The 21,758-nt window shown below is 70.5% G+C and carries 20 protein-coding genes; 15 read left to right on the forward strand and 5 right to left on the reverse strand.

What is annotated here, in order from left to right; translation table 11 throughout:
* The first annotated feature begins 498 nt into the window (after positions 1–498).
* The 14 genes from ACWGKJ_RS20125 to ACWGKJ_RS20190 all read left to right on the forward strand — a co-directional run bounded on the left by ACWGKJ_RS20125 (position 499) and on the right by ACWGKJ_RS20190 (position 14,228).
* Positions 499–1,578 carry an ABC transporter ATP-binding protein gene (locus tag ACWGKJ_RS20125; RefSeq protein WP_385020774.1) on the forward strand — a complete coding sequence of 360 codons (1,080 nt, stop codon included), beginning with the start codon at positions 499–501 and terminating at the stop codon, positions 1,576–1,578.
* Complete coding sequence (locus ACWGKJ_RS20130) at positions 1,575–2,432, forward strand: MlaE family ABC transporter permease (RefSeq protein ID WP_385020771.1); 858 nt, start codon at positions 1,575–1,577, stop codon at positions 2,430–2,432. The genes ACWGKJ_RS20125 and ACWGKJ_RS20130 overlap by 4 nt, the downstream gene beginning before the upstream one ends.
* 3 nt (positions 2,433–2,435) lie before the next feature.
* Entirely contained in the window at positions 2,436–3,239 is an 804-nt protein-coding gene (locus ACWGKJ_RS20135; protein WP_385020768.1) for an MlaE family ABC transporter permease, read from the forward strand.
* A complete protein-coding gene (locus tag ACWGKJ_RS20140; RefSeq protein WP_385020765.1) occupies positions 3,236–4,477 on the forward strand; it encodes an MCE family protein in 1,242 nt (413 codons plus the stop codon). Before ACWGKJ_RS20135 ends, ACWGKJ_RS20140 begins: the two co-directional genes overlap by 4 nt.
* The gene (locus ACWGKJ_RS20145; RefSeq protein ID WP_385020762.1) at positions 4,474–5,505 is read left to right on the forward strand and encodes an MCE family protein; all 1,032 of its coding nucleotides are present in this window, start codon (positions 4,474–4,476) and stop codon (positions 5,503–5,505) included. The genes ACWGKJ_RS20140 and ACWGKJ_RS20145 overlap by 4 nt, the downstream gene beginning before the upstream one ends.
* Positions 5,502–6,551 (forward strand): MCE family protein, encoded by a 1,050-nt coding sequence (locus tag ACWGKJ_RS20150; protein WP_385020759.1) that lies wholly within the window; start codon positions 5,502–5,504, stop codon positions 6,549–6,551. The genes ACWGKJ_RS20145 and ACWGKJ_RS20150 overlap by 4 nt, the downstream gene beginning before the upstream one ends.
* On the forward strand, positions 6,548–7,759 hold the full coding sequence (locus ACWGKJ_RS20155; protein WP_385020756.1) for an MCE family protein: 1,212 nt from the start codon (positions 6,548–6,550) through the stop codon (positions 7,757–7,759). The genes ACWGKJ_RS20150 and ACWGKJ_RS20155 overlap by 4 nt, the downstream gene beginning before the upstream one ends.
* Positions 7,756–8,994 carry an MCE family protein gene (locus ACWGKJ_RS20160; protein ID WP_385020753.1) on the forward strand — a complete coding sequence of 413 codons (1,239 nt, stop codon included), beginning with the start codon at positions 7,756–7,758 and terminating at the stop codon, positions 8,992–8,994. Before ACWGKJ_RS20155 ends, ACWGKJ_RS20160 begins: the two co-directional genes overlap by 4 nt.
* Positions 8,994–10,256 (forward strand): MlaD family protein, encoded by a 1,263-nt coding sequence (locus ACWGKJ_RS20165; RefSeq protein WP_385020750.1) that lies wholly within the window; start codon positions 8,994–8,996, stop codon positions 10,254–10,256. The genes ACWGKJ_RS20160 and ACWGKJ_RS20165 overlap by 1 nt, the downstream gene beginning before the upstream one ends.
* Positions 10,253–10,765: a hypothetical protein gene (locus ACWGKJ_RS20170; protein WP_385020747.1), complete on the forward strand. Its 513-nt coding sequence runs from the start codon at positions 10,253–10,255 to the stop codon at positions 10,763–10,765. Before ACWGKJ_RS20165 ends, ACWGKJ_RS20170 begins: the two co-directional genes overlap by 4 nt.
* Positions 10,762–11,433 carry a hypothetical protein gene (locus ACWGKJ_RS20175; protein ID WP_385020744.1) on the forward strand — a complete coding sequence of 224 codons (672 nt, stop codon included), beginning with the start codon at positions 10,762–10,764 and terminating at the stop codon, positions 11,431–11,433. Before ACWGKJ_RS20170 ends, ACWGKJ_RS20175 begins: the two co-directional genes overlap by 4 nt.
* 11 nt (positions 11,434–11,444) lie before the next feature.
* Positions 11,445–12,032, forward strand: a complete 588-nt coding sequence (locus tag ACWGKJ_RS20180; RefSeq protein ID WP_385020740.1) for a hypothetical protein — start codon at positions 11,445–11,447, stop codon at positions 12,030–12,032.
* A 24-nt stretch (positions 12,033–12,056) separates the two neighbouring features.
* Positions 12,057–12,851, forward strand: a complete 795-nt coding sequence (locus tag ACWGKJ_RS20185) for a hypothetical protein (RefSeq protein WP_385020737.1) — start codon at positions 12,057–12,059, stop codon at positions 12,849–12,851.
* A gap of 144 nt (positions 12,852–12,995) precedes the next feature.
* The gene (locus ACWGKJ_RS20190; RefSeq protein WP_453315778.1) at positions 12,996–14,228 is read left to right on the forward strand and encodes a lytic transglycosylase domain-containing protein; all 1,233 of its coding nucleotides are present in this window, start codon (positions 12,996–12,998) and stop codon (positions 14,226–14,228) included.
* Between the two features lie 54 nt (positions 14,229–14,282).
* On the opposite strand, the gene ACWGKJ_RS20195 is transcribed toward ACWGKJ_RS20190, so the two are convergent.
* Positions 14,283–16,619: a DEAD/DEAH box helicase gene (locus tag ACWGKJ_RS20195; RefSeq protein ID WP_453315782.1), complete on the reverse strand. Its 2,337-nt coding sequence runs from the start codon at positions 16,617–16,619 to the stop codon at positions 14,283–14,285.
* Between the two features lie 132 nt (positions 16,620–16,751).
* Here ACWGKJ_RS20195 and ACWGKJ_RS20200 point away from each other — a divergent pair, with 132 nt between their 5' ends.
* On the forward strand, positions 16,752–16,997 hold the full coding sequence (locus tag ACWGKJ_RS20200) for a WhiB family transcriptional regulator (RefSeq protein WP_385034120.1): 246 nt from the start codon (positions 16,752–16,754) through the stop codon (positions 16,995–16,997).
* Between the two features lie 108 nt (positions 16,998–17,105).
* Here ACWGKJ_RS20200 and ACWGKJ_RS20205 read toward each other — a convergent pair whose 3' ends face one another.
* The 4 genes from ACWGKJ_RS20205 to ACWGKJ_RS20220 all read right to left on the reverse strand — a co-directional run bounded on the left by ACWGKJ_RS20205 (position 17,106) and on the right by ACWGKJ_RS20220 (position 21,517).
* On the reverse strand, positions 17,106–18,083 hold the full coding sequence (locus ACWGKJ_RS20205; RefSeq protein ID WP_453315779.1) for an acyl-ACP desaturase: 978 nt from the start codon (positions 18,081–18,083) through the stop codon (positions 17,106–17,108).
* A 179-nt stretch (positions 18,084–18,262) separates the two neighbouring features.
* Entirely contained in the window at positions 18,263–19,882 is a 1,620-nt protein-coding gene (locus ACWGKJ_RS20210; protein ID WP_385026276.1) for an ABC-F family ATP-binding cassette domain-containing protein, read from the reverse strand.
* Between the two features lie 343 nt (positions 19,883–20,225).
* On the reverse strand, positions 20,226–21,053 hold the full coding sequence (locus ACWGKJ_RS20215) for a methyltransferase domain-containing protein (RefSeq protein WP_385026273.1): 828 nt from the start codon (positions 21,051–21,053) through the stop codon (positions 20,226–20,228).
* Positions 21,054–21,100: 47 nt separating this feature from the next.
* Positions 21,101–21,517, reverse strand: a complete 417-nt coding sequence (locus ACWGKJ_RS20220) for a spore wall synthesis regulator SsgD (RefSeq protein WP_385026270.1) — start codon at positions 21,515–21,517, stop codon at positions 21,101–21,103.
* Positions 21,518–21,758 lie beyond the last annotated feature (241 nt).

A 21,758-nucleotide genomic window follows, 5' to 3' on the forward strand; every position in this document is an offset into this window, starting at 1 on the left:
GAGCAAGGGCATTGAGCGCCTTGTCAGTTGGTGCGTGTCCGGGCGCGGTGCGCATCCGCCGGAGGCCGTACGCGGCGGATTACGGTGTTCCGCTACGCCGGGCGTCCGCGCGCCCCCGGCCCCCCGGCCGCCGGAATTTATCACTTCCGGATGAGTTTCCGTCCTGCGCTGCTCACTCACCGCAAAGAAGAGAGCGGACGCGCACCCTCCTGACAAAACTTGCGGAACTGGTATTGCGGCCCCAGGTTACCCGGCCGTAACGTCGCTCTCCGCAAGCAGCTCGGCCGGTTGAGGCCGGGGCGTAAGTCCCTCACCTGCGTCCCTGCTCCGAGTGAGCACTTTTCAACAAGGTTTCCGCACGGGCTTGTCACCCCCTGACAAGTGGCTCAATTTCTTGGAGAGTTACCTGTTCAAGGGCTTGTCCCGGTGGTGCCGGTGAACTTAACGTGCGCCTCTCGGCGCACTTCTGTCACTTCGTGAGTGCATGCAGGAGGTGAGATGGGAATCGAAGTAGTTGTTGAAGGGCTCACGAAGTCTTTCGGCAAACAGAGAATCTGGCAGGACGTGACACTCACGCTCCCTGCCGGTGAAGTCAGTGTGATGCTCGGCCCTTCCGGCACCGGAAAGACCGTGTTCCTCAAGTCTCTGATCGGGCTGCTGAAACCCGAGCGGGGCAGTGTGCTCATCAACGGCGTCGACATGGTGAACAGTCCCGAACGCGACATCTACGAGACCCGTAAGCTCTTCGGCCTGATGTTCCAGGACGGTGCACTCTTCGGTTCGATGACGCTCTTCGACAATGTGGCCTTTCCGCTCCGTGAGCACACCAGGAAGAAGGAGTCGGAGATCCGCCGTATCGTCATGGAGCGGATGGACATGGTGGGGCTCCTGGGCGCCGAGGAGAAGCTTCCCGGGGAGATATCCGGGGGAATGCGGAAGCGGGCCGGACTGGCCCGCGCCCTGGTGCTCGACCCCCAGATCATCCTCATCGACGAGCCGGACTCGGGGCTCGACCCGGTGCGCACCTCGTACATCTCGCAGCTGCTCATCGACCTGAACGCGCAGTTCGACGCGACGATGCTGATCGTCACCCACAATCTCGACATCGCGGCCACCGTCCCCGACAACATGGGGATGCTCTTCCTGCGCAACCTGGTCACGTTCGGGCCCCGCGAACTGCTGCTCACCAGCGAGGAGCCGGTGGTCGCGCAGTTCCTGAGCGGCCGGCGCGAGGGGCCGATCGGGATGTCCGAGGAGAAGGACGCGGCGACCCTCGCGGCCGAGCAGCGCAGCGCGGCAGGCACCCGCCCGCACACGCCGCGCCCCCTCGTCCCGCAGCTCGAACCCTCCGACGGGCTGCCCGAGCGCCAGGCGGTCCTGCGGCGCAGGGAACGGGTGCTGGGCATGCTGGCGGAGCTGCCCGATGCGGCGCGCACCGCCATCCTCAGGAGTTACGAGGGCCCGGCATCCGGCGCGACTCCGGTATCAGGGGCGACTCAGGCATCCGGCACGGCCACGGCACCCGGCGGGACCCCCGCATCCGGCACGGCCCCGGCATCCGGCGGTGGCCGGCCATGACCGTACCCCCTCCGGTCCGCCCCTCCGAGCCGTCGGCCGACGGCGCCACGGGCAGACCCGCCGACTACCGGCAGCCCCGCCCGCCGCTGCGGGTGCTCGCACCGCTGCGCGAGACCGGGAAGCTCTTCGCCCTCGGCGCCACCGTGATCCGGTCCGTCTTCCGAAGACCCTTCCAGGTAAGGGAGTTCATCGAGCAGTTCTGGTTCATCGCGAGCGTCACGATCCTGCCGGCCGCCCTGGTCTCGATCCCCTTCGGCGCCGTCATCGCCCTCCAGGTCGGTTCGCTCACCGAGCAGCTCGGCGCCCAGTCCTTCACCGGCGGGGCGAGCGTGCTCGCCGTCATCCAGCAGGCCAGCCCGCTGATCGTCGCGCTGCTGATCTCGGGCGCCGGCGGCTCGGCGATCTGCGCCGACCTCGGCTCACGGAAGATCCGTGAGGAGCTGGACGCGATGGAGGTCATGGGCGTCTCGCCGGTCCAGCGCCTGGTGGTGCCCCGGGTGCTCGCCACGATGTTCGTGGCGGTCCTGCTGAACGGACTGGTCTCCGTCGTCGGCACGCTCGGCGGCTACTTCTTCAACGTGATCCTGCAGCACGGCACACCGGGCGCCTATCTCTCCAGCTTCTCCGCCCTGGCCCAGCTGCCGGACCTCTACATCAGCGAGGTCAAGGCGCTGATCTTCGGCTTCCTCGCCGGAATCGTCGCGGCCTACCGGGGACTCAACCCCCGCGGCGGCCCCAAAGGCGTCGGCGACGCGGTCAACCAGTCCGTCGTCATCACCTTCATGCTGCTGTTCTTCGTGAACATGGTCCTCACGGCGGTCTATCTCCAGATCGTCCCCGCGAAGGGGAGCTGAGAGATGTCCATGCTCGGCTGGCTCGACCGCTCGGGCGACCAACTCGTCTTCTACGCCAGGGCGCTCCTCTGGATCCCGCGCACCCTGCGCCGCTACACCAGGGAGGTCCAGCGGCTGCTCGCCGAGGTCGCCTTCGGCAGCGGCGGTCTCGGGGTCATCGGCGGCACCATCGGCGTGATGATCGGCATGACCCTCTTCACCGGGACGGTCGTCGGCCTCCAGGGATACGCGGCGCTCAACCAGATCGGCACCGCCGCCTTCACCGGGTTCATCTCCGCGTACTTCAACACCCGCGAGATCGCCCCGCTGGTCGCCGGACTCGCCCTCTCCGCGACCGTCGGCGCGGGCTTCACCGCCCAGCTCGGCGCGATGCGCATCAACGAGGAGGTGGACGCGCTGGAGGCGATGGGGGTGCGCTCCATGCCGTATCTCGTCACCACCCGGATCATCGCCGGAGTGGTCGCAATCATCCCGCTGTACGCCATGGGGCTGCTCAGCTCGTACGTCGCGTCCCGCCTGGTGACCGTCCTCTTCAAGGGGCAGTCGTCCGGCACCTACGACCACTACTTCAACCTGTTCCTCTCCCCGGACGACGTCCTGCTCTCGGTGCTGAAAGTGCTGATCTTCAGCGTCCTGGTGATCCTGGCCCACTGCTACTACGGCTTCCGCGCCACCGGTGGCCCCGCCGGGGTCGGAGTCGCGGTCGGCCGGTCGGTGCGCAACGCCATCGTGCTCATCAGCGTCACCGACTTCTTCCTCTCCCTCGCCATCTGGGGCGCCACGACGACCGTGAAGGTGGCGGGATGAGCGCGCGGACAGTACGGCTACGGCTCGCCGGTGTGGTCTTCATCGTGGTCCCCGCACTGCTGATCTGGCTGTCGGTCGCCGTGTACCGGAAGGACTTCACCGACTCGGCGACGGTACGGGTGGACGCGGACACCGTCGGCAGCGAGATGCACCTCAACGCCGATGTGAAGCTGCGCGGTGTCGTCATCGGGCAGGTGCGCGGCATCAGTTCGGACGGCGGCGGCGCCCGGCTCACCCTCGCCATCCAGCCGGACAAACTGAGCCAGGTCCCCTCCGACGTCACCGCGCAGATGCTGCCGACGACGCTGTTCGGCGAGCGGTACGTCGCACTCGTACCGCCGGCGCACGCGTCCACCCGGGCGCTGAAGGCGGGCGACACCATCCCGCAGGACCGTTCGCGCAACGCCATCGAGCTGGAGCAGGTGCTCGACCACGTACTGCCGTTGCTCACCGCGGTGGAGCCGCAGAAGCTCTCCGCCACGCTGACCGCCGTCGCCCAGGCGCTGAGCGGTCGGGGGCAGCAGCTCGGCGACACCTTCGTCACGCTCGACAGCTATCTGAAGAAGCTCAACCCGCAACTGCCCACGCTCAACCGGGACATCGCGGAGCTGGTCAAGGTCACCAAGGTCTACTCGGACGCGGCGCCCGACATCCTCACCGCGCTCACCGACTTCACCACCACCAGCTCCACCCTCGCCGAGAAGCAGGCCCAGCTGGCGGACGTGTACGCCACCACCACCGGCACCGCCCAGGACGTCACGGCCTTCCTCCAGCAGAACAAGGACAACATCATCCGGCTCTCCGCGACCAGCCGCCCCACGCTGGAACTCCTCGCGAAGTACGCCCCCGAGTTCCCCTGCACCCTGAGCACCCTCGCGGGCTTCGTGCCCGCCATGGACAAGGCGCTCGGCAAGGGAACGGACGAACCGGGGCTGCACGTCAGCCTGGTCTCCGTCCCCTCGCTGGGGAAGTACACCGCGGGCAGGGACACCCCGTCCTACACCGCGAGCGGCGGACCGCACTGCTACTCCGTCCCCTACACCGGCAAGTCCGTGCCGACCGCCGCCACCGGGACGAAGAGCTCCGACAGCCTCGGGCTGCCCAACTCGCCCCAGGAGAACCAGCTCGTCAATGAACTCCTGGCCCCCGGCGTGAAGTCACCGGCGCGGTCCCTTCCCGACTGGAGCAGCCTGCTGGCCGGCCCGGTCTTCCGCGGTGCGGAGGTGAAGCTCAAGTGAAGCGCCGCAGTCTGACGGCCCCGCTCGTCAAATCCCTGGTCTTCGTCCTGGTGACCTCGCTGGCCACCGCGGTACTCGGGCTGAGCATCGCCAACACGGACGTCGGCGACACCGTCTCCTACCGGGCGCGGTTCACCGACGCGACCGGGCTGATGGAGGGGGACAGCGTACGGATCGCCGGGGTGAAGGTCGGGCAGGTCGAGTCCGTGAAGGTCGCCGACCGGCGGCTCGCCGAGGTGCGCTTCGCCGTGAAGAAGGGCCGTACCCTGCCCGCATCGGTGACCGCGTCGATCAAGTACCTCAACATGGTCGGCCAGCGGTACGTCGACCTGGAGCAGGGTAGCGGGCCCGTCGGGAAGCTCTTCCCGCCCGGCGCCACCATCCAGCTCTCGCACACCACACCGGCACTGGACCTCACCGAGCTGTTCAACGGGTTCCAGCCGCTCCTCCAGGGCCTGGCCCCGGCCGAGATGAACCAGCTGGCCAACTCCATCGTGCAGGTGCTCCAGGGCGAGGGCGGCACCGTCGACAGCCTGCTCCAGCACGTCGGATCGCTGACCACCACCGTCGCGGCCAAGGACAAGGTCATCGGGCAGGTCATCAAGAACCTCAACACGGTGCTGACGACGGTCAACAGCCGGGAGTCGGACTTCAACGACCTCGTCGTCACCCTCCAGCAGCTCGTCTCCGGCTTCGCAGGGGACCGCAAACCCCTCGGGGACGCGATCACCGCGATGGGCGCACTGACGACATCGACCGCCGGACTCCTCCAGGAGGGCCGGGCACCGCTCAAGAAGGACATCAGCCAACTCGGACGTGTGGCCGGGCAGTTGGGTGACGCCACACCGCAGCTCCAGGACTTCCTGCGGACCACCCCCGCCAAGATGCAGGCCATCACCCGGCTCGCCTCCTACGGCTCGTGGCTGAACCTCTACCTCTGCGAGGCCCGGGTGACGGGTGTGACCACATCGGACGGCAGCAAACCGCCCACCGGTATCGCGGTCACCGAATCGAGGTGCCGGGCATGAACACACCCCGCCTGCGGCTCCCGCGGATCAAGCCCGTACGGGAGCGCAATCCGGTCGCCGTGAGCCTCGTGGGACTGCTGGTGCTCGCCCTGATCGGGCTCGCCGCCTACCGCGCCGACTCACTGCCCTTCATCGGCGGCGGCACCCAGTACACCGCCGACTTCAGCGAGTCGGCGGGGCTCAGCCCCGGTGACGAGGTGCGGATCGCCGGGGTCAGGGTCGGCCAGGTGAAGGCTGTCGCGCTCGACGGTGCCAAGGTGAAGGTGGACTTCAAGGTCAAGGGCGCCTGGGTCGGCAACTCCAGCACGGCGGCCATCGCCATCAAGACCCTGCTCGGCGACAAGTATCTGGCGCTCGACCCGGTCGGCACCGGAGCGCAGGACCCCTCGGCCACGATCCCGCTGAGCCGCACCACATCGCCGTACGACGTCACCCAGGCGTTCAGCGGGCTCAGCGACACCATCGGCGACCTCGACACCAAGCAGCTCGCGAAGAGCTTCCAGACGATCTCGGACACCTTCAAGAACTCGCCCCCCGACGTGCGGAACGCGGCGACCGGCCTCTCCGCGCTGTCCCGGACGGTCTCGCAGCGGGACGCCGAACTGGCCAAGCTGCTCAAGGGCAGCAAACAGCTCACCAAGACCCTGTCCGCCAAGAACAGCAGCTTCGACGCCCTCCTGAAGGACGGCAACCTGCTGCTCGGCGAGATCCAGAACCGGCGTGACTCCATCCATCTGCTGCTCACCGGGACCACCGACCTCGGTACCGAACTGACCGGCCTGGTCAAGGACAACAACAAGCAGCTGAAGCCGACCCTGACCGCACTCGACAAGGTCACGACCGTCCTGCTGAAGAACCGCAAGAGCCTGGACAAGGCGCTGTCCCTGGCCGGTCCCTACTACCGGCTCGTCGGCAACACCCTCGGCAACGGCCGCTGGTTCGACAGCTACATCTGCGGGCTCGTCCCGAAGAACTACCTGCCGGCCGGCACACCCCCGGCCACCGGATGCATGTCGCCCCGGCAGGCCCAGGGGAGCAGCCGATGAACCACACCACCAGGCGCATCGCGGGCATCGGGGCGGGACTCGTCCTGATCGCGGGCGTGACCACCACCGGCGTCCTCGCCCTCGACAGCGCCGGAGGCCACCGCATCACCGCCTACTTCGACCGTGCCACCGGCCTCTACGCGGGCTCCGACCTGCGGATCCTCGGAGTGAAGGTGGGCCGGGTCGACTCCGTACGGCCGGAGGGCAGGGAGGTGCGGGTGGTGCTGGTCCTCGACAAGGGGGTGAAGGTACCGGCCGACGCCCGCGCGCTGATCGTCGCACCGAGCATCGTCGCCGACCGGTACGTCCAGCTGTCACCCGCGTACACCAGCGGCCCGCAGCTCAAGGACCGGGCCACCCTCGCGGCGGACCGCAACGCCACGCCCGTCGAGGTCGACCAGCTGTACGCGAGCGTCACCCAGCTGGCCACCGCGCTCGGGCCGAAGGGCGCCAACTCGAAGGGCGCCCTTGACGATCTGCTCAAGACCGGGGCGGCCAACCTGAAGGGCAACGGCAAGGCGATAGGGGACTCGATCGAGCAGTTCGGCAAGGCGGCCAAGACGCTCGACAAGAGCAGCGGCAACCTCTTCGACACGCTCGCCTACCTCCAGTCCTTCACCACGATGCTCAAGGGCAACGACGGAAAGGTGCAGACGGCGGAGGAGCAGCTCGCCACGGTCTCCGGCTTCCTCGACGACGACAAGGACGATCTGGCCACCGCCCTGAAGCAGCTGGGCACCGCGCTCGGCCAGGTGAAGACCTTCATCGAGGAGAACCGCGGCTCCCTCAAGAAGAGCGTCAGCCGGCTGCGGCCGATCACCGACACGCTGGTCGAACAGCGTGCCTCCCTCGCGGAGATGCTGGACGACGCGCCGCTCGCCGCCGGCAACCTGCTGAACGCCTACGACCCCGCGCACCGCACCATCGACGGCCGGGGCAATCTCAACGAGATCAGCATGAACGGCCAACTCACCGGCGCCGGAAGCCCGTCCACGTCCGGGGCGGACGGCACCGCCGCCGGCGGGGTCCCGGCCGGCGCGGGGGTCGACGGGCTGGTCCCCGTACAGCCGTCGCAACGGAAGTCGCTGCCCGCGCTGCCACTGCCCACGGTGGGCGAGGTGTACGGCTCGCCCGCGAAGTCCGCGCAGTCCGCGAAGTCCGCCGAGGGGGCCGCGCACTCCACGGCACGGAAGGGGACCGCCCGATGAGCCGGACCACCACATCCCGCGCCCCGCGTACGCCTGGCTCGTCCCATACGCCTGCCACCTCGCGTACCCCCGGCTACGCCCGTACGTCCCGTACCGGCGTCGCGGTCGCCGTCGCTCTCGCCGTCTGCTGCACCGTGACCCTCGGGGGCTGCGCCGCGCCGTCGTTCTCCGGTATCGAGAACCTGCCGCTGCCCGGCGGGGCCGACCTCGGCGCGCACCCGTACGAGATCCACGCGGACTTCGGCGATGTACTGAACCTGGTACCGCAGGCGGCGGTCAAGGTGAACGACGTGGCCGTCGGCCGGGTCTCGAAGATCACGCTCGCGCCGGGGAACTGGTCGGCGCGGGTCACGATGCGGGTCAACGGCAAGGTGCGCCTGCCGCGGAACGCCTACGCCCATCTCGAACAGTCCAGCCTGCTCGGTGAGAAGTTCATCCAGCTCACCGCACCGGACAAGGACGCTTCGGCCGACCGGCTCACCGACGGCGAGACCATCCCGATCTCACGCACCAACCGCAACCCGGAGGTCGAGGAGGTCTTCGGCGCACTCTCCCTGCTGCTCAACGGGGGCGGTGTGCAGCAGCTCAAGACCATCAGCACCGAACTCAACAAGACCCTCGGCGGCCGGGAGCCGCAGATCCGCTCCACCCTCCAGTCCGTCAACACCCTGGTGACCAGCCTCGACGGACACAAGAGCGACATCACCGACGCACTCGACGGCGTCAACCGGCTCTCCGCGACGCTCGCCACCCGCAAACAGGAGATCGGCAAGGCGCTCACCGGCCTCAGCCCCGGGCTGAAGGTGCTGGAGAAGCAGCGCGGCTCCCTGATCACCATGCTCAAGGCGCTCGACACGCTCTCCGGGGTCGCCGTCGACACCGTGAACAAGAGCAAGGCCGACATGGTCGCCGACCTCAAGGCGCTCGCACCGACGCTCCAGCAGCTCGCCGACTCCGGCAAGGACCTGCCCGACTCGCTGCAGGTGCTCTTCACCTACCCCTTCACCGACGAGGTGCTGCGCGGGGTGAAGGGCGACTACCTCAATGTCTATCTGGATGTGACGGCCGTGCCGGGGACACAGATCATTCCGCCGATCACCCTCACCGGGGGAGGCACCCAGGGCGGGGGCACCGACGGGACCGAGGGCGCCACAGCACAGCGCAAGTCCGGCGCCGCCCCGCCGCCCCTGCCGCTGCCCTCCGTCCCCACCCCGTCCACGGAAGGCGGCCACTGATGGTCACCAGGGCCACCCGGCTGAAGAACATCGCCTTCCTGCTGATCACGGTGCTCGTCCTCGGCTACCTCGGCGCGCGCTACGCCGACCTCGGACATCTGGTCGGGCTGCGCGGCTACTACGTGGTGAAGGTCGAACTCCCGGAGACGGGCGGCCTGTTCACCCACGCCAATGTCACCTACCGAGGTGTCTCGGTGGGCCGGGTCGGGCCGATCAGGCTGACCGGCGACGGCGTGGAGGCCGATCTGCGGATCAACGACTCGGCGCCCGCCATCCCCGCCGATCTCAAAGCGGTCGTCGCCAACCTGTCGGCGGTCGGCGAGGAGTACATCGACCTGCGTCCGGTCGCCACCGGCAGCCCCTACCTGGAGAACGGCTCCCGGATCGTCCGGGCCGACGCCAGTATCCCGGCCCCGGTGACCAACGTGCTCACCAGCGTCGACAACCTGACGTCCTCGGTCGATACGGACGCGCTGCGCACGGTAGTGGACGAGTTCGGCGCCGCGTTCGACGGGCGCGGCGAGGACCTCCAGGTCCTGATGGACAGCAGCAGCGACTTCCTGAAGGCCGCGGACAAGGCGCTGCCCACCGACACCAGGCTGATGGCCGACGGCGAGACCGTCCTGCGCACCCAGAACCAGGAGGGCGAGGCCCTGAAGTCCTTCGCCAAGGGGGCCAGGGGACTTGCCGGGCAGCTGGTGGATTCCGACACCGATCTGCGGGCGCTCATCGCGGCCACACCCGAGGCCGCGACACAGGTCAGTGGCCTGCTCAGGGATCTGAACCCCGATCTCAGCGTGGTGCTCGCCAATCTGCTCACCACATCCGATGTGGCGGTCACCCGTCAGCGCGGCACGGAGGAACTGCTGGTGAAACTTCCGGCGGTGGCCGCGGCGGGGTCCACAGCCATCAACGCCAAGGGAGCACGTTTCGGGATGGCCGTCACCTTCTTCTCGCCCCTGCCGTGCACCGCCGGATACGGCGGCACGACGTACCGCAACGGCCTGGACACCAGCGCCACCGCGGAGCTCAACACCGGGGCCCGCTGCACCTCGCCGCCGAGCACCGGCAAGGAGGTGCGCGGCTCGGCCAACGCGCCGGGCGGCGGTCCGCTCCCGGCGCCGGCGAAACCGGGCTCCCTGCTCCTGGGCACCGACGCCGGAGGGGCGGGCTCGCTCCCCGGGGCCCTGGGGGCGCCCGCGCTGCCGGCCGGAGGCCCTACAGGACTGAGCGGGCTGCTCGGACCGGGAGGCGGCGCGTGACCACTCGTACCAAGGTACTGAGCGGGCTGGCCCTGACGGTCGCCGTCCTCTTCTGTGCCGTCTCCGGATGGGTGTACTGGCAGGCGCACCGGGACGGTTCGCTGCGGTACTCGGCCTCCCGGGACGCCGCGCTGGCGGCCGGGCGCGCACGCGTCGCCCAGCTCAACACCCTCGACGCGAAGCACACCGACAGCGGGCTGCGGCAGTGGCTGGACGCCTCCACCGGCGCGCTCCACGACAGGCTGGCCGCCACCCGCGCGGCTGACCGGACCACCCTCGACAAGGCAGGGACCTCCGCGCGCGGCACCGTCACCGACGCCGCACTCACCGCGCTCGACGACCGGGCGGGCACGGCGGCGCTGATCGCCACCGTCCAGGTCGCCATCACCCCCAGGGGCGGTACGGCCACGACCGACCGCAAACGCTTCACGGCCACGCTCGCCCGCACCCCGGACGGCTGGAAGGTCACCGCACTCAGCGCAGTGCCGGTCGGTAAGGAGGGCGCGTGAGCAACACCGTGGAGAACATCGGCGTGGAGCCCCGGGATCCTCAGGACATCCAGGGCACCGAAAGCCCCCAGGACGCCCAGGACTCTCAGGACGCCCAGGACACTCAGGTCTCTCGGGACGCCCGTGGCCTTCCGGGCGGGGAGTCGCCCGCGGGGAGCGGTCGGGGCCGCCACCGCCGGGCGCTGATCGCGGGATGCCTGGCGGTACTGCTCCTTGTGCTCGGCGGGGCCGGGATGCTGGTACGGGCCCATCAGCTGAGGAGCACCCCGGCCGCCGGGAACCGCGCCCTGACCGACACGGAGGCCACATCGCAGGTCACCGGGGACGTCAGCGCCACGCTCGGCAAGGTCCTGTCCTACACACCGCAGGCCACCGACGTCACCGCGCAGTCGGCACGCGAACTGCTCGCAGGCAAGGCCGCGAAGCAGTACACGGCGCTCTTCGGGCAGGTCGGGAAACGCGCGAAGGAGCAGAAGCTGACGCTGACCACACAGGTGGTACGGGCCGGGGTCACCCGGCTGACCGGCAGCGAGGCGCGGCTGCTGGTCTTCCTCGACCAGACGGCACAGCGCAAGGGGAAACCGGCCGGAGTGGTGGCCGCACAGCTGTCGGTGACCGCCGAACTCCGCGGCGGCAACTGGCTGATCACCGACATCACGGCCCGCTGAGGGAGACGTACATGCGCAGCACACTCGGGACATCCGGAACACCCGGGACACGCAGGACAGCCGGGACGCTCAGGGCGCTCAGGACGGCGGGGAACCCGCTGACGGCGGTGGCGCTCGCGCTGGCGCTGCTCGCCGCGGGCGCGGCGGGCTGGGGCGGGTGGTCCTGGTACGCGGCCGCGCACGACGGTTCCGCCGCCTACGCGCAGTCGCGGGACCGGGTACTGGCCGCGGGGGAGCAGGCCGTACAGAACATGAACACGCTGGACCACCGGAAGCTGACGGCCGGGCTCGACACCTGGGAGTCATCGACCACCGGCGATCTGCACAAGCAACTCACCGACGGCAGGCCGGAGTTCGAGAAGCAGATCAAGCAGGCGCAGACGGTGTCGACGGCGCGGGTGCTCTCCGGCGCGGTCACCGAGCTGGACGACCGGGCGGGCAGGGCCAGCGTGATGGTGGCGCTGCGGATCACGGTGACCGCGCCGAAGGGCAAGCCGGCCGAGAAGGAGAGCCGGCTGCTCGGCGAACTCACGCGTACGTCCGGGGGCTGGAAACTCAGCGCCCTGGGCCAGGCGCCCGTCGGCAACACCGCCGGCTGACCCAGGAGAGGAGCTGAGGACGACATGTCGACCACCCGTCATCTCATCAACCGGCAGCGGCGACTGGCGGCCGTGGCCCCGGTACGCGTCGGACCACGGGGAGCGGAGGGGACGCCGCCGGAGGGGCCGCCGCGCGAGCGGAACGGACCCGGGGGCCCCGGAGAGGCACAGGCCGAGGAGCCGGTGTCAGGGGAATCGGCGTCCGGAAAATCCGAGTCCGGGGAATCCGACGCAGCCGGAGCCGCAGACGCAGCCGCAGACACTGAGGACCGGGCGGCCGGGGCCGCACATCGGCCGCTCCGCGCCTGGGTGAGGCTGCCGGTGGTGCTGGCCGTCCTGACCGTGCTGCTGGGCGGGTTCGCCGCCTACGCCTGGACGCGCGCGTCCGATCTCCACGGCTCCGCCGCGACCAGCAACGGCGCACTGACCGACGTGGGCCGCACCACCGAGGTGAAGGGCCAGGTTACCAGCGCCGTCAACGCCCTCTTCTCGTACGACTACACCAACACGGCCAAGGCGGACCGGGCCGCGGCGACCCTGCTCACCGGCAAGGCCGTGAAGCAGCACAAGGACATGCTGGCGGCCGTACGCGCGCAGGCCGCCAAGCAGAAGCTCGTGCTGACCACCACCGTCACCGAGAGCGGCGTGGAGCTGATCGACGGCGACCGCGCACGGGTGCTGCTCTACGCGGACCAGAGCAACACCGACACGGCGGCCAAGAAGGACCGGACGACGTACGCCGCGGCCATGTTCGCCGTCGACGCGGTGCGCGGGGGCGGCAGATGGCGGATCTCGAACATCGACACCTTCACCCGGTGACCCGCCCGGCGGCGCGGCGGCCCATCCGGCCGCCGTCCACTCCGGCCACCGCCCCGAACACCCGTGTTCCGGCGGCCCGATGACCAGCGCAGCGTGAACGACCCGAGGTTCCGTAATTTCCGAATTCCGATGAGGGAGCGGCAGATGAGGCATGTGCGGCGGATGCGGCGGGGACTGGGAGGCAGCGCGGTGGCCGCGGCGGCCATGGCCGCGCTCACCGCCTCGCAGGCCCCGGGGCTCGTCCACCACGAACTGCCCCGGCCGAAGAGATCGTCCGTACCGGCGGAGAGGGCCACCGCCCAGGTGGACGGCCCCACGGACAACTCGTTCCACACCGAGATCCCGCCGCTGGTCACTCCGCCGCCACCCGGCAACCCGGTCGACGCCGGTGGCGCGGGAGCGGTGTACGAGCAGTCGGGGATCCCGGCGACCGTGCTGGCCGCCTACCGGTCGGCCGAGGCGCGGCTGCACCGGAGCGACCCCGGCTGCGGGCTGCCCTGGCAACTGCTCGCCGCCATCGGCAAGGTCGAGTCGGGGCAGGCGCGGGGCGGGGCGGTCGACACGCACGGCACCACCCTCGCGCCGATCCTCGGCCCGGTGCTCAACGGTTCGGGCTTCGCGCACATCCCCGACACCGACCACGGCGCGTACGACGGTGACGTCACCTACGACCGGGCGGTGGGCCCGATGCAGTTCATCCCGTCCACATGGGCCACCTGGGGACAGGACGGCAACCACGATGGCAAGAAGGACCCGGAGAACGTCTTCGACGCCGCGCTTGCCGCCGGTCACTATCTCTGCGCCGGGGGCCGCGATCTGCGCGGCAGCGCCGGTCTGAACAGCGCTGTCCTCAGCTACAACCACTCCGACGCCTATCTGCGGCTGGTGCTCTCCTGGCTCTCCTTCTACCGGCATGGGACCCATGAGGTCCCGGACGGTGAAGGGGTCCTGCCGCACAGTCCGGGCGCGGGCGGCGCGTCCGACGGCAACGGAACACCCTCCGGCACGGACCACCACCACAAGGGCGGCGGCCACAGCGGGCAAGGGGGCCGGGGCGGCGGCATCGTCATCGGGCCCCCGCCCTCCCACTCACCGTCGGCCGGCCCGTCCCCGAGCCCGTCAGGCGGCGGCACACCCGAACCGCCCGGCGGTTCACCGAGCGCCCCGGGGGACCCGGGCACGACCGGATCGCCCTCTACGGGGCCCACGTCGGGGCCGCCGGACACCTCGTCACCCGACCCGGGCGGCAGCACACCCCCGGACTGCCCGTCGCCCTCACCCTCCCCGTCCGATACGCCCACGGCGGACCCGAGCCCGTCGGGCACGCCCGGCGACGGCTGCCCGTCCGCCTCGGGGGAACCGGGGGCGGGGTCGTGACCAAGCCGCCCTGCGCGTAGGGCCCCGGCCGCGTCGTACGGTGCAGCCGGGACCCTACGGGCCGCCGGGCCGTCCTTCCCCGGCAGCCTCCGGCGCGGGAAGCTGCCCCGGTGCGCCCGGTTCCGGAGCGGCCTGCCCCGGAACCGGGCGCACCGGGACCTCCGGCCCCAACGATTCCTGCTGCCCGGCGGGTTCGAGTTCGGGATCGGTTTCCCGCCCGGCCTGTTTCTGCTTCGCCAGGAAGAGCCGCAGCTGCTCCTCCTCCACGATCCTCCGGGCGAGGCTCCCCTCCGAGACATCGACGGCGTCCGGCGTCGCCTCCGCGACCTCGCTGCGCCGTGCGTACGCGTTGAACAGCCGGGTCTTGTCCGCCAGTACGCGCAGCATCCGGGTGTCCACGCTGTCGGTGGCCAGCAGCCGGTGCACCCGTACCGTCCTGACCTGGCCCATCCGGTGGGCGCGTGCCACGGCCTGGTGCTCGGTGGCCGGTTTGAGCTGCGGCTCGCACAGGATGACGACGGAGGCCGCCTGCACATTGAGACCCACCCCGCCGGCCTGGAACTGGCTCAGCAGCACCGCGTGCCCGGCAGCGGCCGAGAACGCGTCGACCAGTTCCTGGCGGCGCGCGGCCGGCAGACCGCCGTCGACCGGCCCGTAGGCGGTACCGCCGAGCGCGGCCCCCACCGTGGCCAGCACATCGCGGAAGTACGAGAACACCACGACCTTCAGCCCGTTGGCTGCCGCCTCACCGACCAGCTCGCACAGCCGCCTGAGCTTCGCCGAACTCTCCGGGCGGGCGTACGCGGCACGGCGCATCCGCATGAAGTGCCCCGCCGCCACCGCCTCCCGGTACGCGGCCAGATCCTCCGCGCTGAACTCCTCCCACTCGTCCACGTGCACCAGCGCGGGCAGCTCCGTGAGGACGTCCTCCTGGTTGCGGCGGAGATAGGCGGGGGCGACGGCCCGGCGGAACACCTGCGAGCCGGCCGCCGCGTCCCGGTCCCGCACCGCGTCCACCAGCTCGGGCTGGAGCCGGTGGACCAGACCGCGGAACTCATCGACCCGGTTCTCCATCGGGGTGCCGGTCAGGAAGAGCACCCGCTCGGCCGGTTCCGCCCAGTCCGCCACGGCCTTTGCCCGCCGGGTGAGCGGGTTCTTCACGAAGTGCGCCTCGTCCACGACGAGCATCCCGGGCCGCACGTCGTCCGGCACCGCGAGCAGATGCAGTACGTCGAAGGTGGTGACCGCCACCCCGCCCCGCTCGCACCACTCGGCGAAGGCCGTCCGGCGCCCCGGGCCGTGCAGCGGCCGGGCGGTGAGGGTGGAGCGCGAGCCCACCTCGCGCGTCCAGTTGATCAGTACGCTCGCCGGGCAGACGACCAGGAAGTGCGTCGTGCCGCCCGCGGCGAGATGGGCCATCGCGGCGATGGCCTGCACCGTCTTGCCGAGCCCCATCTCGTCCCCGATGATCACCCGGCGCTGCACCAGCGCGAACCGCGCCCCGAAGGACTGGTAGCCGCGCAGGGACACCCGCAGCCTGCTGTCGTCCAGCTGCTGGGCGTGCACCCGTTCCGCGATGCCTGAGGGTACGAACCCTTCCGCCGCGGCGGGATCGGCGCCCTGGCCCGAGAACTCCGCCAGCAGGCTGTAGTAGTCGGCCGAACGCAGCTCGAAGCCGACCCAGGTCTCGGCGTCGGACGCGGGCACCCGGAGCAGATCGGCCGAGACCTGCGCGAACAGCAGCGGTACCCCGTCGTCCGCCGCCCGCCCGGTGAGTTCCCCGACGGTGTCGAGCGCGTCGATGGCCTCCGTACGCCGGGTCCGTCCCGCCAGCGCCAGCCGGAGTCTGCCGCGCGCCGGGGCGGCCCGCGGCAGGAGCCGGTCCAGCTCGGTGCCGAGCCGCCGCGCCGCGTCATGGGCGCGGCGCAGTTCGGGCCCGGCCTGCGCCAGCGTGTGCAGGGACCGGACGAGCGCCGTCGTGCGCGGCTCCGGGTGGTCGATGTCGATCCGTACGGTGACGGTCTCCTCGACCGCCCTGGCGATCTGCCCGGCGGCGGCGACTGCCTGGTCGGCGGTCTGGGCGCCGACCCCGGGCAGCTGCCGCAGCGCGTAGCGGCCGGCGTCGTGAACCTGGGCGACCGTGGTGAAACCCGCCTGCTCCAGAGCGCCCAGCCGCAGCCGGCCCCCGGTGACGTCCCGCAGCCGCGACAGCGGGATCGGCTCCAGCTCGCCCCTGGCCAGCTCCTGCTTGAGCGGGGCGAGCGCGGCACGTACGGCGTCGGTGGCCGCGGCGTGGTCGGCCACGACGGCCCGCGCCGCGGCGAGCAGCCGCTCCGCCTCCAGGAGAAGGGCTCGGGCTCTTCTGCCGGCCGGTGCCGGGCCGCGCTTCACGCCGTTCACCGGAGGGATGATGTCACGCGGCGCGGCGCTCCGGCCGGTCCGGCGGTGCCCGGATCCGCCGCCCAGGTGCCCGTTCATCGTTTGTTGAACGGACATTGATGGCCGCCGGGCACAGTGGTCGGTATGTCGATCACCACCAGCAACGCCCCTGAGCTTGCCTGGCAGGAGCGGGCGCTGTGCGCCCAGACGGGGCCGGAGTTCTTCTTCCCCGACCCCGGAAGCTCCACGCGTGAGGCCAAGCGGCTCTGCGGAATCTGCGAGGAGCGCGTGACCTGCCTGGAGTACGCACTCGACAACGACGAACGGTTCGGAGTCTGGGGAGGACTCTCCGAGAAGGAGCGGTACGGCCTGAGACGCACCGCGAGCTGACGCCGACCGGACCCGGCGCCCCCGGCCGGTGGCCGCCATCTGCGGCCCCCGGCCGGGGGTGGGACGGGCGAGTCCGGGCAGTCCGGGCGGCGGGGGCCGCCCGGGTGATTACGAAGCGGCGGCGCGTGCGGCCATCCGCGCCTTGCGGGCCGCGAGCTTCGCGTCGAACTTGGCGGCCTCGGAGTCCAGCCCGTTCATGTACAGGCCCAGCTCCTCCTGCGCCTTCAGCCCCTCCGGGCCGAGCCCGTCGATGTCCAGGACCTTCAGATAGCGCAGTACGGGCTGGAGCACGTCGTCATGGTGGATCCGCATGTTGTAGATCTCGCCGATGGCCATCTGCGCGGCGGCCCGCTCGAAGCCGGGCATGCCGTGTCCGGGCATCCGGAAGTCGACCACGACGTCGCGCACCGACCGCATGGTGAGATCCGGGGCGATCTCGAAGGCAGCTCCCAGCAGATTGCGGTAGAAGACCATGTGCAGGTTCTCGTCGGTCGCGATCCGGGCCAGCATCCGGTCGCAGACCGGGTCGCCCGACTGGTGGCCGGTGTTGCGGTGCGAGACACGCGTGGCGAGCTCCTGGAACGCGACGTACGCGACCGAGTGCAGCATCGAGTGCCGGTTGTCGGACTCGAACCCCTCCGACATGTGCGCCATCCGGAACTGCTCCAGCTTGTCCGGGTCGACGGCGCGCGAGGCCAGCAGGTAGTCGCGCATCACGATGCCGTGCCGGCCCTCCTCGGCGGTCCACCGGTGCACCCAGGTGCCCCAGGCGCCGTCGCGCCCGAAGAGCGAGGCGATCTCGTGGTGGTAGCTGGGGAGGTTGTCCTCGGTCAGCAGGTTCACCACGAGCGCGGTCCTGCCGATGTCCGTGACCTTGGACTGCCCGGGCTCCCACGCCTGCCCGTCCTCGAAGAAGCCGGGGAAGTTGCGGCCGTCGCTGAACGGCACATAGGTGTGGGGCATCCAGTCCTTGGCCACGGAGAGATGGCGGTTGAGTTCCTTCTCCACCACCTCTTCCAGCGCATACAGCAGCCGGGCGTCTGTCCACGCGTCCGTACTGCCGAGGTGGGGAGAGGTGATCGTCACGGGGGCTCCTGGGGACGGGAGTAGTACCTACGGATTCGTAGGTTACGTATCCGTAGGTTAAGGCGGCAGTAAGGCCCCGCCAACCCCCGTATCCGATATGTATATCTTCAGCCTGTTATGCCTCCAGGTCGGGCCTCGGTGCGGAGAGCCATGTCACGCGTCGGTACGGGAGAGTCATGTCACGCCTCGGGGGTGCCCGGCTGCCCGCTCTCGCCCAGCGTGAGCCACCGGGTGATACCGATCGCCTCCAGGAACGGCCGGTCGTGGCTGGCCACGATCAGCGCCCCCTCGTACGACTCCAGTGCGGCGATCAGCCGGCGCACGCTCGCCATGTCCAGATTGTTGGTCGGCTCGTCCAGCATCAGGAGCTGCGGGGCAGGCTCGGCCAGCAGCAGCGCGGCGAGCGCCGCCCGGAACCGTTCGCCGCCCGACAGGGTCCCGGCCGGCTGGTCGGCACGCGCCCCCTTGAAGAGGAACCGGGCGAGCCGTGCCCGGATCGCGTTGTTGCCCGCCTCCGGCGCGTTCTGTGCCACGTTCTCCACGACGCTCAGTCCGTCGTCCAGCACATCGAGCCGCTGCGGCAGGAAGCGCAGCGGCACATGGGCCGTGGCCTCACCGGAGACCGGTTCCAACTGGCCCGCGATGGTCCGCAGCAGTGTGGTCTTCCCCGCTCCGTTACGCCCGACCAGGGCGATCCGTTCGGGGCCGTGAGCGGTGAACTCGCCCTCGACACCGCTTCCGTACGGCAGCCGGAGCTCCCGCAGGGTCAGCACACTCCGGCCGGGGTGCACCTTGGTGTACGGCAGCTCGATACGGATCCGGTCGTCGTCGCGCACCGCGTCCGCCGCCTCGCTGAGGCGCTCCTTCGCCTCTTCGAGCCGCTCGGTGTGCATGATGCGGTGCTTGCCCGCCGACTCCTGCGCCGCGCGCTTCCGCGCGCCCATCACGATCTTGGGCTCGCGCTTCTGCTCCATCATCTTCTGGCCGTACCGCTTGCGTCGCGCCAACTTGACCTGGGCTTCGGCCAGTTCGCGCTTCTGCTTCTGCACGTCGGCCTCCGCGACCCGCACCATGCGCTCGGCCGCCTCCTGTTCCACGGCGAGCGCCTCCTCGTACGCGGAGAGGGCTCCGCCGTACCAGTGGACCTCGCCGTCCCGCAGATCGGCGATCTGGTCGACGCGCTCCAGGAGTTCACGGTCGTGGCTGACCACGACGAGCACGCCGGGCCAGGCGTCGACCGCCGCGTACAGCCGCTCCCTGGCGTGCAGATCGAGGTTGTTGGTCGGCTCGTCGAGCAGCAGTACGTCGGGCCTGCGCAGCAGCAGCGCGGCGAGCCGCAGCAGGACGGACTCACCGCCCGACACCTCGCCGACGGTCCGGTCGAGCCCGATGGACCCGAGCCCGAGCTGGCCGAGCACCGCGTGGGCGCGCTCCTCCACGTCCCAGTCGTCGCCGACCGCCGTGAAGTGGTCCTCGCTCGCATCGCCCGCCTCGATGGCGTGCAGCGCGGCACGCTGCACGTCGATGCCCAGTGCCTGGTCCACGCGGAGCGCGGTGTCGAGTACGAGGTTCTGCGGGAGATAGCCGATGTCGCCCGTGACACGGACGGTCCCCTCGTTCGGGGACAGCTCCCCGGCGATCAGACGGAGCAGGGTCGACTTGCCCGACCCGTTGACGCCGATGAGGCCCGTCCGGCCCGGACCGACGGCCAGTTGGAACCGGTCGAGGACCGAGGTCCCGTCCGGCCAGGAGAAGGAGAGCGCGGTGCAGGAGATCTGGGTGGACGAATGGGTTGACATACGGGTCTCCCGGTTGCTGCGGAAAAAGGGCGGGGGCAACGGGTGGAGACACCGCAGGGCACAGAGAAAGCCCTGTTCCGGGAGGACAGCTCGCCTACCGAGGTCACACGCGGTGCGCGCAGGAGTGGTCACTGCACGGCACGGTGTCTCAGGACCTCAGTAGCGCAATGTCCTACTCCGATCAACGACGACAGGGCCAGGAGGTACGTTACGGCCGGCCGGGCCCCGCCGCAAAGCGATTTACCGTGTCCGGCAGTCCGCACCCGGGCTGCACAGCCCGGCAGCCCGGCAGTCCGCACCTACGCTGCAACAGTCCGGCGGCCCGGCAGCCGCGAGCCAGCGCTCACTGTGCCGGTGCGCGCTGTCCCCAGGCCGAGATCATGGGGGAGGTCGCCAGGTCGAGCCGGCCGGTGGCGACGTTCGCCAGGTGCTGGTCGACCTCCTGGTCGGTGGCGAGCCCGGCCGCCACCAGGCGGGAGCGGATCTGGCGCACGGTGGCGGCCTCCAGGGCGGTACAGGCCGGGGACGTGAGGGGGAAGAAGGCGTCCGCCCGCACGTCGTCGAGACCGGCTTCGCGCAGCAGCCGGGGCAGCGTCCGTCCGTAGGCCAGATCCGCGCCGCGTGCGGCCATCAGCTCGCGGAATCCCGTCCGCAGACGGTTGGCGAGCCGCTGTTCGGGACCGGACTCGTCGGGGCAGATCAACGGCTGCAACCCGGGGTCGGCGTCCTCGATCAGCAGCCGCCCGCCGGGACGCAGCGCCCGCACCATCCGGCGCAGCGCCTCGTCACGGTCGGTGACATGGACCAGGACCAGCCGGGCGTGGACCAGATCGAATCCGCCGGGCGGCGGCGGATCGGCCGCCACGTCGTGCCGCAGCACCTCGACGGTCCCTGCACCGGCCCCGGCACCGAGCGCGGCTTCGGTCCAGGAGGTGTCGATGTCGGTGGCCAGTACGGAACCGGTGGGGCAGACCCGGGCAGCCAGGCCCAGCGGTACGGTGGGGCCGCCCGCGCCGATCTCCCAGCACCGCATGCCCGGTCCGATGCCGAGCCGGTCGACGTGGCCGAAGGTCACCGGATCGAACAGCTCGGCCAGCGCGCGGAAACGGACACCGGCTTCCGACTGCTGGTTGTCGAGCAGATATCCGTGGTCAGCGCCTTGATCAGCCATACCGCGAGTATCGCTGATCCACCCCTGCCCCGATCGGTCCCGGTGGGTCAGCAGGCGTCGCGGAGCAGCTCCACGACGTCCTGGTCCACGTCGAGATAGCGGTGCTCGCGCCCGGCGGGGACGAGTGTCTCGCTCCGTTTCAGGAAGCGGCGCAGTTCGGCGGTGTGGATATGGACCATGGCGACGCCTTCGCGGGAGTGGAACTCCAGGACCGTCCGGTCGTAGCCGAACGGCCGGATCCGTACGTCACCCAGACCGGCGGGCGCGCGGAGGCCCGAGGCCAGCAGGTCCCGTGCGAACGCCCAGCAGACGGCCACGCCGGCCAGGGTTGCCTGCGGCGGGAAGCCCATGCTGACCGCGAACGGATCCGTACGGTCGTAGCGCAGCGTGGTCGGGACGGTCTCCATCCGGGGTGCGGGTGTGACCAGGCGAGCCTGGACAGCCTGTTCGATGACATGAGGCAAGGTCTCGCTCCCTTCTCGCGGTTGGGCCGGCGGTGATCCCTCGAAGGGTCAGACGTCCGGCGGGTCCGTTCCGTGCACCGGAGGGCCGCGTGACATCCATCACCCCCGCCGCGCGCCGGCCGGAGACCCGGCGTCCAACCTCGGGCCCTCGTGCGCGCAACTGCTCGGAAATGCCTTCCTGCGCGCATCATTGACACACCATCAGCCAAGTGGTCTAGTCCTCCACAGCCCCGCTCAGGGG

This window comes from Streptomyces sp. NPDC054757, assembly GCF_053612185.1.

Excerpts from the sequence above, each read along its gene's own strand:
- ACWGKJ_RS20135 (WP_385020768.1), top strand. The coding sequence starts at position 2,436 with ATGTCCATGCTCGGCTGGCTCGACCGCTCGGGCGACCAACTCGTCTTC.
- ACWGKJ_RS20140 (WP_385020765.1), top strand. The coding sequence starts at position 3,236 with ATGAGCGCGCGGACAGTACGGCTACGGCTCGCCGGTGTGGTCTTCATC.
- ACWGKJ_RS20200 (WP_385034120.1), top strand. The coding sequence starts at position 16,752 with ATGTCGATCACCACCAGCAACGCCCCTGAGCTTGCCTGGCAGGAGCGG.
- ACWGKJ_RS20180 (WP_385020740.1), top strand. The coding sequence starts at position 11,445 with ATGCGCAGCACACTCGGGACATCCGGAACACCCGGGACACGCAGGACA.
- ACWGKJ_RS20155 (WP_385020756.1), top strand. The coding sequence starts at position 6,548 with ATGAACCACACCACCAGGCGCATCGCGGGCATCGGGGCGGGACTCGTC.
- ACWGKJ_RS20160 (WP_385020753.1), top strand. The coding sequence starts at position 7,756 with ATGAGCCGGACCACCACATCCCGCGCCCCGCGTACGCCTGGCTCGTCC.
- ACWGKJ_RS20215 (WP_385026273.1), bottom strand. The coding sequence starts at position 21,053 with ATGGCTGATCAAGGCGCTGACCACGGATATCTGCTCGACAACCAGCAG.
- ACWGKJ_RS20165 (WP_385020750.1), top strand. The coding sequence starts at position 8,994 with ATGGTCACCAGGGCCACCCGGCTGAAGAACATCGCCTTCCTGCTGATC.
- ACWGKJ_RS20185 (WP_385020737.1), top strand. The coding sequence starts at position 12,057 with ATGTCGACCACCCGTCATCTCATCAACCGGCAGCGGCGACTGGCGGCC.
- ACWGKJ_RS20190 (WP_453315778.1), top strand. The coding sequence starts at position 12,996 with ATGAGGCATGTGCGGCGGATGCGGCGGGGACTGGGAGGCAGCGCGGTG.
- ACWGKJ_RS20130 (WP_385020771.1), top strand. The coding sequence starts at position 1,575 with ATGACCGTACCCCCTCCGGTCCGCCCCTCCGAGCCGTCGGCCGACGGC.
- ACWGKJ_RS20210 (WP_385026276.1), bottom strand. The coding sequence starts at position 19,882 with ATGTCAACCCATTCGTCCACCCAGATCTCCTGCACCGCGCTCTCCTTC.
- ACWGKJ_RS20125 (WP_385020774.1), top strand. The coding sequence starts at position 499 with ATGGGAATCGAAGTAGTTGTTGAAGGGCTCACGAAGTCTTTCGGCAAA.
- ACWGKJ_RS20150 (WP_385020759.1), top strand. The coding sequence starts at position 5,502 with ATGAACACACCCCGCCTGCGGCTCCCGCGGATCAAGCCCGTACGGGAG.